This is a genomic window from Planktothricoides sp. SR001 (genome assembly GCF_001276715.1).
Taxonomy (GTDB): Bacteria; Cyanobacteriota; Cyanobacteriia; order Cyanobacteriales; family Laspinemataceae; genus Planktothricoides; species Planktothricoides raciborskii.
Genome location: NZ_LIUQ01000011.1, coordinates 79,230 through 93,447, shown reverse-complemented (window position 1 = coordinate 93,447; position 14,218 = coordinate 79,230). Strand labels below are relative to the sequence as shown.

Below are 14,218 nucleotides of genomic sequence, written 5' to 3'. Positions count from 1 at the left end.
TTCACTATTCACTATTCCCTACACCTCTTACCCTTCGGCAGGCTCAGGGCTACACCCCGCTCCCCTGCGCCCAGGTGTAGAGGAGAAAAGGAAAAAATTGGGTTTTTTTCGGAAGGGAGGCGATCGCGCTCTAACACTAAACAAACGTTAAAATTAAACTCACAACCAGCGTTTACAAGAGGAAATTTGTATGGCCTTGGCACTCACACCGAATAATGTGGAAACGGTTTTGGATGAACTCCGCCCTTATTTAATGTCAGACGGCGGTAATGTGGAACTGGTGGAAATCGATGGCCCGATTGTCAAATTGCGTTTGCAAGGAGCTTGTGGGTCTTGCCCCAGTTCAACCATGACTTTACGCATGGGCATTGAGCGCAAACTCCGCGAGTCAATTCCAGAAATTGCCGAAGTGGAACAGGTAATTTAAATTTCTTTCCGTTGACCGTTGACCCCCTTCTGCACGGGGGCTAACCCCTAAATGTAGGGGCGATTCGCTTGCTCGCCCCTACATTTGTTATAACAGATGACAGATGACAGATAATTTAGTTGGCGCGATCGCAAATCAAACCATATATAGACGAAATATAGACGAAAAGTTAAATAACACCGAATATAACCGATAATATAATCATCTACCAGAACGTACACCTGATTGGGTAGAGCAAATTAAAAGGTTATCCGGGCTGCGTCCGAAATTAATCATTTATTCTGAGGAGCAATCGTGAAGCGAAGCCCCGAAGCGCTACTCGAATCGCGGCTGGTTGATCTAAATGTAGCGTCCCTGCTGTAGGGGTCAACGGCTGTTGACCCGAAATTCTGGCCATTTCTAACGAAAGGAAAGAAAAAAAATCCTTAGATTTTACTTAGATAAAAATTCAATCTATTTATAAAATTTAGATGTAATTTTTATCTAAAAAGCGGCTTCAAAAGCACAAAAAATAGCAGGTAAAATACTTACATAATTGGCGTTTTGGTTTGATTTTTCAAGTGAAATTATCCTCACAGTGAATTATGACTCATCCTTTATACGTTGCTTTTATTTGGCATCAACATCAACCCCTCTACAAATCCCGGATTGCCAATCAATACCGTTTGCCGTGGGTGCGTTTACATGGCACCAAAGATTATTTGGATTTGGTACTGTTATTATCTCGATATCCCAAATTGCATCAAACGGTGAACTTGGTTCCCTCTTTGATTTTGCAGATAGAAGAATATATCGAAGGGAAGGCATTCGATCCTTATTTGATGGCTTCTTTAACGGCGGCGGATCAACTGACTCTGGAACAGAAACATTTTATTGTAGAGCATTTCTTTGATGCTAATCACCATACTTTAATTGATCCGCATCCTCGCTACGGGCAACTGTATCATCAACGACTTTCCAAAGGCCCAGCTTGGTGTCTGGAAAATTGGAACCGCCAAGATTATGACGATTTGCTGGCATGGCATAATTTGGCCTGGATCGATCCGATATTTTGGGATGACCCAGAGATTTCTCAGTGGTTGGAAAAAGGGCAGAATTTTACTTTGAGCGATCGCCAACTTATCTATTCCAAGCAACGGGAAATCATGGGGAAAATTGTTCCCCAACACCGACAAATGCAAGATGCCGGTCAATTAGAAGTAACCACCACTCCCTATACTCACCCGATATTGCCCTTATTAGCGGATACGAATTGCGGACGGGTTGCGGTTCCCAACATGACCTTACCCCAGCAACGTTTCCAATGGGAAGAAGATATTCCGCGCCATTTACGCAAAGCTTGGGAAATGTATCAAGACCGCTTTGGTCGGACTCCTCGTGGGTTATGGCCATCAGAACAAGCGGTGAGTCCGGCAATTTTACCCTATATTGCAGACCAAGGTTTTCAGTGGATTTGCTCTGATGAAGCGGTGTTAGGCTGGACAATGCAGCACTTTTTCCATCGTGATGGGGCGGGGAATGTACTAGAACCGCAGTTACTTTATCGTCCCTATCGCTTAGAAACCCCTCACGGGGATTTGGCGATTGTCTTCCGCGACCACCGTTTGTCGGATTTGATTGGCTTTACTTATGGTTCAATGGAGCCAAGACGGGCAGCTTCCGATCTGGTGGGTCACTTGGAAGCGATTCGCTATCGTTTGCAGGAGCAACAGTCAGATCCTGTAGGGGCGCAATGCTTGCGCCCGGAAAATTATGACGGGGGTAGTGGGTTACAAGCCCCTTGGTTGGTGACGATCGCCCTAGACGGGGAAAATTGCTGGGAATTTTATCACCGAGATGGGGAACCGTTCTTAAATGCCCTTTATACCAATTTGAGCGATCATCCCGATATTAAATTAGTCACCGTCTCAGAATTTTTAGATAAATTTGGCACGACGGCAACTCTGGAAAGCGATCGCCTGCATAGTGGGTCTTGGGTCGATGGCAGCTTAACTACTTGGATTGGCGATCCGGCAAAAAATCGGGCTTGGGACTTGTTAACCGCAGCGCGGCAAGTTTTGGCGAATCATCCCGAAGCGACGGAAGAAACCAACCCCGAAGCCTGGGAAGCGTTATATGCAGCGGAAGGCTCTGACTGGTTCTGGTGGTTTGGGGAAGGTCATTCGTCCAACCAAGATGCCATGTTTGACCAGTTATTCCGAGAACATTTATATGCCATTTATCAGGCATTAAATGAACCCATTCCCGAAGAGTTGCGGCGACCTGTAGAAAAACATGAGGCAACAGGCGTTCGCGGCAGCGTTGCGGAGCAAAATCGCCGTCCTGAAAGTTTCATTCACCCGATTATTGATGGGGTTGGGGACGAACAAGACTGGGATCGCGCCGGTCGGATTGAAATTGGCGGCGCCCGGGGCACCATGCATCGCAGCAGTGCATTACAACGCCTCTGGTATGGAGTCGATCACTTGAATTTTTATCTGCGCTTAGATTTTAAAACTGGTGCCAAACCGGGGAAAGATTTTCCTCCAGAATTGCGCTTGCTTTGGTACTATCCCGATAAACCAATGTGCAATAGTCCCATTCCCCTGGCAGAATTGCCCCATGAAGCGCCGTTAAATTATTTCTTCCATCATCAGTTAGGGATTAATTTACAAACGCGATCGCTTTGGTTCCACGAAGCGCGAGAAAATCATCAATGGCACGCCCGACCCACACGGGCGCAAATGGCCTTTAATAAATGCTTAGAAATCGCTATCCCTTGGGCTGACCTGCCCACGGATCCTGATTGGTCTTTGCATTTGTTATTAGTGATGGCTGATATGGGTCGCTATCGGGAAGCAGCCCCAGAAAATGCTCTTGTACCGATTTCTGTCCCATAATATGAATAATTGATAATTGATAATTGATAATTGATAATTAATCAGTGAAAAAATCTAAATTGTCCATTGTGGATTATAAATTGTCCATTATCAATTGTCCATTATCAATTGAATAATTATGGTGCCAATCAAATCATTAAGAACTAGCAATTGGTTAGAGGATAACCAGGAATATTTGGGGCGATCGCTCGACCGGGTGCGGTTGTTGTTGCAACAAAAGCTGCAACGACAATTGAACGATGATGCGGAAATTGTCCCAGAGGAAATTGACCGCGAGTTATTCGAGGATGAGATAAGCTGGCAATGGCAAACCTCACCAGCCCTAGAACAACTTTGCGAAACTTTTGGTTTATCGGATTTCGATCGCGATTTATTGCTGCTATGTGCGGGCATGGAATTAGATAGAAATTGGGGCAATCTTTGCGCCGGAATTCACGGAGATCCGCAAAGTAATTATCCGACATTTGGTTTAGGATTAGATATTTTTCCTAATAAAAATTGGCAAGCCTTAACCGCAAACAGTCCCCTGCGTCGCTGGCGACTAATTTCTGTAGGTGCGGGGAATGCCTTGACTACGGCGCCGTTGCGAATTGAAGAGCGAGTCTTGCATTATTTGATGGGGGCTACAGCTTTCGAGGAACAGTTGCGATTTATTGTCCGGCCATTTTCTGTAAAAGCGACTCGTTTTTCGCCCTTAAACATTGCGGATTTGCCGCCATCTCATCGCCAAATAGCTGAGGAAGTGGCGGAGATATTGGGCAACGAAACCAGGGAGGGTTTTACCCTGGTACAACTTTGCGGCAGTGATGTGGCTAGTAAGCGATCGCTGGCTGGGGTAGCTTGTGAATTGTTGGGATGGAATCTGCATATTATGGCGGCAGATGTGATCCCAATTCATGCTAACGATATTGCCGAATTAATTCAGTTGTGGGAACGAGAAGCTATTTTAAGCAATAGCGCTTTATTGCTTGATTGCGATGAGATTGATAGCAATGATTTGGCCAGAGAAAATGCGATCGCCAGGATGATTGAAAACTATCATCAACCGCTGATTGTCACCAGCCGCGATCGCCGACATCCTCGACAAAGACCTTTTGTCACCTTTGATGTCAAACAACCCACCCCCGCAGAACAGCGCCTCCTTTGGCAAAATGCCCTCGGTAGCGATACGGAATTAAACGGTTATGTGAATAAATTAGTGTCTCATTTTAATTTAAGCGTTCCAGAGATTTATGCCGCTTGCATTAAAGCCGGGAAAGCGATCGCTGATCCCCCCCCTTTTCAAGGGGGGCCAGGGGGGGATCTCGAAAATAACCAGGATAACAATGAGTTGGGCGATCGCTTGTGGGATGCTTGCCGGATCCAGGCGCGATCGCGTATGGAAGACCTCGCCCAACGCATTGATTCCGGCAACACCTGGGATGACCTAGTGCTACCCGAAGCCCAACGCAACACCCTGCGGGAAATAGTCAGCCATGTGCGACAACGGGGGAAAGTCTATGAAACTTGGGGATTTGGCGGCAAAAATGAGCGAGGTTTAGGGATTAGTGCCTTATTTGCCGGTTCCAGTGGCACGGGAAAAACAATGGCCGCCGATATTATTGCCCAACAATTAGAACTGGATTTATATCGCATTGACCTAAGTTCAATTATCAGTAAATATATCGGTGAAACCGAGAAAAACTTGCGAAAAGTATTCGATGCGGCGGAAGCGGGGGGATCGATATTATTATTTGATGAAGCCGATGCTTTATTTGGCAAACGGAGCGAAGTCAAAGATTCCCACGATCGCCATGCGAATATCGAAGTTGCTTACCTATTGCAGCGGATGGAAGCCTATCGGGGATTAGCCATTTTAACCACTAATATTAAGAGTGCTTTAGACTCAGCATTTCTGCGGCGGATTCGTTTTGTCGTGCAGTTTCCTTTCCCGGACTTAAATCAAAGAAAAGAAATTTGGCAGCGAATTTTTCCGCCCCAAACTCCCACGGAAGGCTTGGATTATGACAAATTAGCCAAGCTGAATGTAGCGGGGGGAAATATTAGAAATGTAGCATTAAATGCGGCGTTTATGGCCGCTGATGCCGGGGAACCTGTGATGATGAAACATATTTTAGTTGCTGCCCGCAGCGAATGTATGAAATTAGAGCGAGTTTTGACCGATAGCGAGATTAAAGGGTGGGTTTGACAATCCTCAGACGTAGGGTGGGCATTGCCCACCATACTTCGCTACTTCGGTGAAAGTTAACTATTTAAACTATTTGGATCGATCCCGTGCGATCGCAGCAATTCCTCAAGCTGTTGCGATCGCGTAGCTGCGGCTTCAGCGCGAAGGCGTTCCGCTTCAGCGCGTTGTCGTTCCGCTTCAGCGCGAAGGCGTTCCGCTTCAAGTTGCTTCACGGCAACCGCTTCCCGTTCACTGGGTGTTAAAATCCAGTTTCCTTGAGCATCATACCAACGTAACCAAACTCGATTTAGTCCTTCATAAGCTCCAGACCACAAACCCAAACCCAACTCTAATTGAGGCAGCCAAATTTTCGGTTCGGTTAATTTCAATTCTTGATAAAAACCAGCCATTAAAGCAAATGCTTTTAACTCATTGGTATAGCGATCGAACACTATATAATAAGGAACTTTCAAAATTTGTTCATAAACTTCCCATTTCGTGGGCGGTTCGCTAACCAACCGAGTCCGTTTACCCAAGTCTTCGGTTTCTGTCCCTGGTGACAATAATTCCACCACCACTGTGGGCGCAACCATTTCTTGCCACATCACATAACTTAAGCGTAAATCCCGATTGTCATAAAGTCGAGAAACTCCTACTACTCCAAACCAGTCCGGTCGTTTATACCAAGAATGGTGACGTACATCGTAGTAAAGGTTCATGTCACTGCCGCAAAACACTTGTTCTGATGGGTAGTTTCCAGGACGAAAAGTTAAACGCAACAGTTCAGGTTGAAAGTCATGGAATTCGTCAGGCAATCCAGGTTCCTCCGGGTTTTCGCTAGGTAGATCGTACATGGTGGGCAAAGCTTCTCTGGCAGAAAGCGGCGGATCGCTTTGCTCAACTGGATATTTTATTTGTTTGATTTGCATCTCTTTACTGATTCAACGCGGTACAATTCTATGATAGTTCGGCCTGTTCTTTGGCATCTAGCCAATTATCCCCGACCCTAGAATCCGCGATCGGCCAAAAAAAATCTTTCCATCAGCGGAGGGCGATCGCTCTCGAAATCTCTCACAAATTCTGGATCAAAATATCGACTTTTGGCTAGGAAAGCGATCGCTATTTTGTGGGAAAATAAAAAATTATTTAACTTCAACAATTCGGCGAGGTTAGGCTATGGCAACCGGAAAGCAGATTCAGAAAAAAGGATCGTCCCATTTCACCCCAACTCCCGCAACGGGAATGTTTAAGCCGCGTCCCTTTGCGGAACCAGTGCAACCGGAAACCGCTACACCAGAAATCCAGACCAAAGTCGAGTTAGGAAATTCAGGGGGCGATCGCCTTGCGGGGATGCAAGTTTCTGCCCCGGCACCCATTCAGCCAAAACTCGCGATCGGCGCCCCTGGGGATAAATATGAACAAGAAGCGGACACCATTGCCGAAACGGTGATGAGAATGCCTGCGATATCTGCTCCGGCGCCCGTGGAAAATCCCACAGCCCCAAGCCCTTTTGCTCAAGCTAAACCCATTTCTGCGACTATCTTTGCTCAAGCTAAACCGATTTCTGCGGCTATCTTTGCTCAAGCTAAACCCATTTCTGCGGCTATTACTCCAGTAGAACCTGTTATTCAAATGCAGCCACAACCCTCTGAGTCACTGTCAGAAGAAGCTGGGGAAAATAAAAAAGGCTTTATTCAACGTCGGATTAAAGTCCAGGCAGCCGCAGATGGTAGCCTTAATGCTCCAAATTCTCTGGAAAATCAAATCAGTCAAAGCAAAAACTCTGGCAGTCCTTTAGCCCCGCAAATTCGTGCCTACATGGAACCGCGTTTTGGGGCAGATTTTAGCAGTGTGCGCGTACATACGGATAGCCAAGCGGTACAAATGAACCGAGATTTGGGCGCACAGGCATTTACCCACGGCAATCATATTTATTATGGTTCGGGGAAATCTCCCGGTAATAATCATTTGACTGCCCATGAGTTGACCCACACTATTCAGCAAATTGGTGGAGATAAATTACAATCTAAAGTAGTTAACAAAATTCAAAAGCAAAATGAAAATATACCGAAATTATCAAAAATTTCTCCAATTGAACCTGTGGTTCAGAGATTGGGCGAAAATGATGAAGTGACAAAAGATAAACCACATTGGGAGATCGCAGAGAGAGAGTATGTTTTTGGTCAGCGAGTAGCCGGGGTTTGGCACGATTCTATTCCAGAAATTCCCAAGCAATTTGTCAGAAAAGCAACGGTGGGTACAAGCAAAACTGAAGAGATGGCTGAACTGATTTCTACATATAATAAAACTTCAACCTTGGCAACCAAAAATAGAAAAGAACTGTTAGATAAAATATGGAAGATTCTGGTAGATTGGAACTGGAAAACTCATAATCATAAACTAACAGGGGAGGAAAGCGCTTATTTTGCGCTGTTGAATGGTACACTTGCACACCAGCTTCACGATGCGACATTGGCAGTAGAAGTTATGAGTATTTTCCAGGCTAAAAATTCAGCAGATACTGAAATAATTAATCAGATAAAATCATCAGCAAAATTCGGTGAATGGCTCAAAAAACATGGATATATAATTGAAGCTACAGGAAACTTTGAAAGATGGTTACAGTCAACTTCTATTAAACAAGCTGTAAATTTGTATAAAAAATTTGCTAAGAAGGAAACGCCAGAAACTAAGAAGGAAACGGAAACGCCAGAAGAAAAAGAAGGCCCTTATTATAAACTGAATCAACAACTCACAGGTAAAGACACTGAGTTGCAGCAGGCTTGGAAATTAATAAAAGATGCGTCAAGAATCGAAGAAGGTCTGGAATTTTATCAAATGCCAGAAGAGATCGGCAAAGAACGCCAAGATATGCAAGATGTTCAAGAAAAAAATTCCAAAACTTATGGGAATGAACAGATAGCTAAAACGGAAGCAGAAATCAAGGGAATCCAAGAACAACAGAATCAACAATCATCGGCAGTAGCAAAGGATGTTGAAACACAACTTACAAGTAACAATTTAACAACTACAGCAACAAATTTCGTGAAAGAGAATATATTAGACTCTTTAGTCAAGGGACCTGTAGATACTATTATGGACAAAATTACAGGCTTGCTTGAGAGATTGGGCATTGGTCATTTGATCAAAGCTTATCAGTTTGCTAAACAGGCAAAAAAAATAAAGAAACAAATTAAGTATTATCAGGAAGCTGCGAAAATAGATACAACAAAAGAGGCTAAAGATCAGGAAGATTTAACTTTATCAGCGGCAGCCGATTATGCTATTTCTAAAAGAAAAAGAGCTTTATGGGAATCATTTTTCTTGGCAATCCTTAGAACTTTTCAAGGAGTTTGCCGAATTCTTACCTTAACAACCCCAGCAGGACCGATTACCGAAATCATAAAATTCGCAGCTTCTCTCCTGGAGAAAGGTATAAAAGTGTTTCACGCAATTAAGGGTTTTTATAAGAATGTGAAAGGAACGAAAGGACGCCACCGTCATGCTTTTGCTTTTTTAATTATCGATCAAGCATTCTTGACAGAGAATACGGAAGACAACCAGAAAAATAAGGAAAAAGCATTGACCTTGATTTATAACCTCTTGTTCAGGTTTTCTAAGCAGCTATCTTTGGTTCAAAAATGGTTAGTTAAAAAAATTATAGCCAAAATAAACGAAACAGATATAAAAAAAATTAAGAATGAAACTGATGACATAACTAATGACATAACTAAGCAAGCCAATAACATAATTGTGGCTGTGCTAGGATCTAATGTTCCAGAAGAATTACAAGAATCACTAAAAACAGCGATCGTAGAATGTATAACAGACATGAAAACAAACAAGGTAAAAGATATCAATAGTTTAGATAAATATATTGGTAAAAAAATAGTGAATAAAATATCTACAATTGAAAAAACTCCCGAATATCAGCAAATCGCTGCTCTGCTCAAAGAGATGACTGGAAAATATCCTTTCCTGAAAAGTCTATTCACAGTAGATTTAATGGAACAGATGAAATCTACCCCCGTGTATTAGGTTTAAATCGGAAATGTGTCTGCAAAAAAACAAAAAAGTCAAAACTGAGGGTTGTCATTTGATTCCCGATCTCGTGCTGCACGATTCGTCAGGAAATGTATTAAGGATACAATCTGTCGGGATATCTCTGAGACGCGATTATGATGAGCTTACTGAATGTCTGCTCTATTTCTCGCTGTCTTGGGAAGGATATAAACAGGTTAAGTCTGGGTGTTTATTCTATTTCAATCAAGATTTGCAGGAAGCAATACTGACCGAAGACATTTTTTCTGACCTGGATGTAGAAATTACCACCCTACTGCATCCCGAATTGCTATCTGAACTAGAAAATTGTGCTACCAATGCTAAGACGGTAGCCACCTACTTGCAAACACTGAGTCAGGAACAGCCTGCTCATTCTCTTTTATCCACAGAAAGCTGGTTGATCTTGTCTATCAAGCAGCAACAAGCTCTGGAAGAAAAAATTTATCGTACTGTTTGGGATTATATTGACTGGAGCAAATTCGTCCGAGATGAGATAACAGAAGATACAGATGATTTACTCCAGCAGGCAGTTATCAGCTTTTTTAAAGATTCTACTGCCAGTCATCTGTTAGCTGAAGCTGATGGAGAGATCGACCAAAAAACAGTTGAGGCAACCACACAATTAATAGAAACTCTCTTTAGTGTTAGCCCCTCTCTCGTTTCTCAACCAGAGATTGCTGCACAGCAAGTGCTCAGATCCATCACCTCCTTCTTTCAGGAATTATTGCAAGAGCAGCTATCTACTCCCTTACAAGAAGATATTGATTCTGAGTCAACTGACAAATCTGGTACGAACCGACCTAGCCGTTTGTTAGCCAAGGATGGAGGCACGGCTTTCTCCAGGGTTGGTTTAAAAAGTTTCCAACAACTAGAAAAAACCAGCACGATTTTCGAGACGGTAATAAGTTTTTTTAAAGAAGAAAATTGGTCAAGCACTCAGCTACCAGGACAGTCAATATTACATCTATATTTTGAGGGAGAAAATGGTGAGTGGGAATGCTACGCTCTAGTAAGAGAAGCAGAGCAGCAGTTGGTTTTCTATTCATTACTTCCGGTGAAAACGCCAGAGAGTAAACGGCAAGTTATGTTAGAATTTTTAGCCAGAGCGAATTACGGGATAATTATTGGCAACTTTGAAATAGGATTTCATCAGGGTGAAATTCGCTACAAAACGAGCATAGACTTAGAAAATTGCCAGCTTAACTTGCCCATGATTCGGCAGTTAGTGTATAGCAATTTGTTGAACACCGATAAATATTTGCCGGGGATTATGGCGGTAATTAATGGGAAAATGTCGCCCGAAGAAGCGATCGCCGCGATCGAATCTTAACTCCAATCCCATAAATCGCACAATTGAGAGGCGATCGCTTATCCCCAAGAAAAGAAACCGGGTTTCTGTTCTGAATATGTAGGGGCGATTCGCGAATCGCCCCTACTGTTAAATGCCAACAAGAAACCCGGTTTCTGGGGTGGTGAGCGATCGCGCCTTCTTGCCCCCCAAAAAAAGAAACCGGGACCCGCTACTGTTGAATGCCAACAAGACACCCAGTTTCTGGGGTGGTGGGCGATCGCGTTTCTTACCCCCCAAGAAAAGAAACCGGGTTTCTGTGGTGAATATGTAGGGGCGATTCGCGAATCGCCCCTACTGTTAAATGCCAACAAGAAACCCGGTTTCTGAGACCTAACAGCGATCGCTTATCCCCAAGAAAAGAAACCGGGACCAGTGCGATAATTTTGACCACCCAACCAAAAGATCAACAAAATATCGACTTTTGGCTAAGAAAGCGATCGCTATTTTGTGGGAAAATAAAAAATGATTTAACTTCAACAATTCGGCGAGGTTAGGCTATGGCAACCGGAAAGCAGATTCAGAAAAAAGGATCGTCCCATTTCACCCCAACTCCCGCAACGGGAATGTTTAAGCCGCGTCCCTTTGCGGAACCAGCCCAACCGGAAGCCGCTACACCAGAAATCCAGACCAAAGTCGAATTAGGAAATATAGAAGGCGATCGCCTTGCGGGGATGCAAGTTTCTGCCCCGGCACCCATTCAGCCAAAACTCGCGATCGGCGCCCCTGGGGATAAATATGAACAAGAAGCGGACACCATTACTCGCAAAGTCGTTCGACAAATCAGTGCCCCCACGCCTCCAGATCCGAATCCTAATGGAAGTGATGGTTCTGTGCAAAGACAATTCTCTGCACCTTCTATTGGCAGGCTGGTGGTGCAACGTCAGGAAGCGATCGAAGGGGGACAAGCATCCTCAAGCCTAGAAAGCAGCATCAACCAAGCCAAAAGTAGCGGAGTCCCCTTGGCTGCACCCATTCGCCGCCAAATGGAAGGGGCATTTGGGGCTGACTTCAGTGGGGTGAGAATTCATGCCAATAATACTGCGGACACCTTAAATCGTGACTTGAGTTCTCGTGCTTTTACCACTGGGAATAATATCTTTTTTAAACGGGGGGAATACGATCCGGGGAGTTCTGCGGGCAAAGAACTCTTAGCCCATGAATTGACTCATGTAGTGCAGCAGGGTGGCAGTGTTGCGCTTAAACGGGTTCAACGAGATATTAATCCTTGTGAGGTTGCCGCTGGAAATACAACGATTAATACTGCCGACATTGATTTAGAAAAAATTGCTCACGATTTCATCTATAACCAAGATTTAACCAATGACGACCGAGAGAGTTTACAGGAAAAGGGTTTTCAGCCTATATGGTATCCAAGCGGTCAAGTTACAAATGCTGGAAAGGGGGTTAATTATGGCCTATTAGTGCCAAATAATCAAGGAAGAGACGCGGGTAAAGTTCCGATCTTAGCGTTTCGAGGAACCAGTGATATGGAAACCACCCTGCAAGACTTAGATTGGAATTCTCCTGGATATGGTGGCTTTCAATCATTTCTCGATCAACAGTTTGACAGCATTGTTCAGATTTTAAATACATTTGGTTATAACAAACTTGATGTAACTGGACATAGTTTAGGGGGGGCTTTAGCACAGCATTTCACTGGAAGGTTTCCGGGTAATGTCAGAAGGTTAGTCACTTTCCAATCTGCGGCTCCTAATGCGGCACAATATCAACAAGCAGTAGATTCTGTAGGCCAAAATGGACCAGAAATTGTTCATCATGTTGCGAAAGGAGATGTTGTTGATTTAGCTGGGGGATCACATTTGAGAGGCACTTTCTATGAACATTCTATGAAAGGCTTTTTGAACTATACACCAGCGGCACATACAGCCATGCTTCTCAATACTAGGGATATTGGGGGAGGTGAAGGTGAACATAGAGCAGACATTAAAGTTTATCAAAATGCCATCCGTCCCTACAACACAAAGTCTGAGGTGATAGAAGCAGGTCGGATAGGCGCAATTCCCGGTGGCAAACTGGCTCTTGGTGGAGCTTCCCTGGCAAAAAGCGGACATGAAGATTGGAAGCGTGGAAAGTTCACAGACTTCACAAATTGGAACAACACAAAGGGTGTAGCTAAAATGGCCGCTGGAGGAGTTGGTGCATTGGGCGGTGGACTTCTCTCTCTAGGCGGTGCATTAGGCGGTGCTGCCGTAGGAGGAACCATTGCAGGTGGTAAAAAATTGTGGAAAACGGTGAAGGGTTGGTTCTGATAAGTAGTGTTGAATACCTTTGCCTGAAAAAAGAAAACCGAAAAAACTGACTAGAATTTCTTGGGCGCTTGTGAGTTGGTTGGCTAATTTTTATAAAGATTAATTAGATATTTTTTGATGATTTGGAATTGATTGAAGGTGATAAAATGGAGAGTGATTTAAGGCAAAAGTTGCAATTTGACAGTGAAGAAACAGGAGTTTTAATTACTTTGCCTGTGGGATGGCTTAAGGACAATAAAAGCAAAGACGAAGAGTATCCAAGTGATGTATATGTTGTGACTCTAGGAGCGAAATATTCACCAACCATTACAATTAAAATTATTGAGCTTCCAGCCGAAGAATTGTCGGATAGTAGCTATTTACAATTGTCAGAGGTTGTGTTATTAGAGCAGTCTAAAAATAGTTGCTCCAATCTTGAAGTAATCGATCAACGATTGGAAACAATAGATTCTCGTTCTGCTAGAATCGACATTTTAAATTATATTGAGAAGGAGACAAAAATACCGGCGACTCAATATCTGGCAACTGTTCAATTAGATACAGCAGTATGTGGTTTAATTGCTATAATGAAACAAGAAGATAAAGATGACTATTTGCCAGTGATTGATGAAGCGGTAAAATCTATGAAATTTCATTAGGGCGATCGCTTTTTTATTCTTTTACCAGAATTATTGTAATTCACTGGGAAAATCATTGTTCTAGGAAGAAGTAATTTTGCCAATGCGATCGCCTCCGGGACGCTTCGCGATCGCGCTTCTTTCCCCTCAAAAAAAGAAACCGGGTTTCTGTCGTGAATGCGAACGTTAACTGTTTTTTGCCAACAAGAAACCCGGTTTCTGGGGTGGTGAGCGATCGCGCTTCTTTCCCCTCAAAAAAAGAAACCGGGTTTCTGTCGTGAATGCCAACGTTAACTGTTTTTTGCCAAGAAGAAACCCGGTTTCTGGGGTGGTGAGCGATCGCACATTCTTATCCCCAAGAAAAGAAACCGGGTTTCTATGAGAGAGCAGTAGGGTGGGCAAATTTTGCCCACCCTACCCCTGAAAAATCAACCCGGTTTCTGAA

Annotated in this window: 11 protein-coding genes; 9 read left to right on the top strand and 2 right to left on the bottom strand. The window is 43.7% G+C overall.

Annotated features, from left to right (window positions below; translation table 11 throughout):
• Positions 1-190: 190 nt before the first annotated feature.
• The 3 genes from AM228_RS08955 (at position 191) to AM228_RS08945 (ending at position 5,494) form a co-directional block, all read left to right on the top strand.
• Entirely contained in the window at positions 191-427 is a 237-nt protein-coding gene (locus AM228_RS08955) for a NifU family protein (RefSeq protein WP_054465779.1), read from the top strand.
• 584 nt (positions 428-1,011) lie between these two features.
• Entirely contained in the window at positions 1,012-3,306 is a 2,295-nt protein-coding gene (locus AM228_RS08950) for a glycoside hydrolase (protein ID WP_054465778.1), read from the top strand.
• A 118-nt stretch (positions 3,307-3,424) separates the two neighbouring features.
• The gene (locus AM228_RS08945) at positions 3,425-5,494 is read left to right on the top strand and encodes an ATP-binding protein (RefSeq protein WP_054465777.1); all 2,070 of its coding nucleotides are present in this window, start codon (positions 3,425-3,427) and stop codon (positions 5,492-5,494) included.
• A 56-nt stretch (positions 5,495-5,550) separates the two neighbouring features.
• Here the strand turns inward: AM228_RS08945 and AM228_RS08940 are convergent, their stop codons facing one another.
• Positions 5,551-6,402: a Uma2 family endonuclease gene (locus tag AM228_RS08940; protein ID WP_054465776.1), complete on the bottom strand. Its 852-nt coding sequence runs from the start codon at positions 6,400-6,402 to the stop codon at positions 5,551-5,553.
• A gap of 50 nt (positions 6,403-6,452) precedes the next feature.
• Between AM228_RS08940 and AM228_RS36100 the strand changes: the two genes are divergently transcribed.
• The 6 genes from AM228_RS36100 to AM228_RS08920 all read left to right on the top strand — a co-directional run bounded on the left by AM228_RS36100 (position 6,453) and on the right by AM228_RS08920 (position 13,794).
• Positions 6,453-6,581 carry a hypothetical protein gene (locus AM228_RS36100; protein WP_255353171.1) on the top strand — a complete coding sequence of 43 codons (129 nt, stop codon included), beginning with the start codon at positions 6,453-6,455 and terminating at the stop codon, positions 6,579-6,581.
• 134 nt (positions 6,582-6,715) lie between these two features.
• Complete coding sequence (locus tag AM228_RS08935; protein ID WP_231636713.1) at positions 6,716-9,511, top strand: DUF4157 domain-containing protein; 2,796 nt, start codon at positions 6,716-6,718, stop codon at positions 9,509-9,511.
• 13 nt (positions 9,512-9,524) lie between these two features.
• On the top strand, positions 9,525-10,865 hold the full coding sequence (locus AM228_RS29505; protein WP_072160724.1) for a YbjN domain-containing protein: 1,341 nt from the start codon (positions 9,525-9,527) through the stop codon (positions 10,863-10,865).
• Positions 10,866-10,977: 112 nt separating this feature from the next.
• Entirely contained in the window at positions 10,978-11,157 is a 180-nt protein-coding gene (locus tag AM228_RS32195) for a hypothetical protein (RefSeq protein WP_156331645.1), read from the top strand.
• A gap of 226 nt (positions 11,158-11,383) precedes the next feature.
• On the top strand, positions 11,384-13,156 hold the full coding sequence (locus AM228_RS08925; RefSeq protein WP_054465774.1) for a DUF4157 domain-containing protein: 1,773 nt from the start codon (positions 11,384-11,386) through the stop codon (positions 13,154-13,156).
• A gap of 122 nt (positions 13,157-13,278) precedes the next feature.
• A complete protein-coding gene (locus tag AM228_RS08920; protein WP_054465773.1) occupies positions 13,279-13,794 on the top strand; it encodes a hypothetical protein in 516 nt (171 codons plus the stop codon).
• A 165-nt stretch (positions 13,795-13,959) separates the two neighbouring features.
• On the opposite strand, the gene AM228_RS32190 is transcribed toward AM228_RS08920, so the two are convergent.
• A complete protein-coding gene (locus tag AM228_RS32190) occupies positions 13,960-14,175 on the bottom strand; it encodes a hypothetical protein (protein ID WP_156331644.1) in 216 nt (71 codons plus the stop codon).
• Positions 14,176-14,218: the final 43 nt, after the last annotated feature.

Excerpts from the sequence above, each read along its gene's own strand:
- AM228_RS08955 (WP_054465779.1), top strand. The coding sequence starts at position 191 with ATGGCCTTGGCACTCACACCGAATAATGTGGAAACGGTTTTGGATGAA.
- AM228_RS08950 (WP_054465778.1), top strand. The coding sequence starts at position 1,012 with ATGACTCATCCTTTATACGTTGCTTTTATTTGGCATCAACATCAACCC.
- AM228_RS08945 (WP_054465777.1), top strand. The coding sequence starts at position 3,425 with ATGGTGCCAATCAAATCATTAAGAACTAGCAATTGGTTAGAGGATAAC.
- AM228_RS08940 (WP_054465776.1), bottom strand. The coding sequence starts at position 6,402 with ATGCAAATCAAACAAATAAAATATCCAGTTGAGCAAAGCGATCCGCCG.
- AM228_RS08935 (WP_231636713.1), top strand. The coding sequence starts at position 6,716 with ATGTTTAAGCCGCGTCCCTTTGCGGAACCAGTGCAACCGGAAACCGCT.
- AM228_RS29505 (WP_072160724.1), top strand. The coding sequence starts at position 9,525 with ATGTGTCTGCAAAAAAACAAAAAAGTCAAAACTGAGGGTTGTCATTTG.
- AM228_RS32195 (WP_156331645.1), top strand. The coding sequence starts at position 10,978 with ATGCCAACAAGAAACCCGGTTTCTGGGGTGGTGAGCGATCGCGCCTTC.
- AM228_RS08925 (WP_054465774.1), top strand. The coding sequence starts at position 11,384 with ATGGCAACCGGAAAGCAGATTCAGAAAAAAGGATCGTCCCATTTCACC.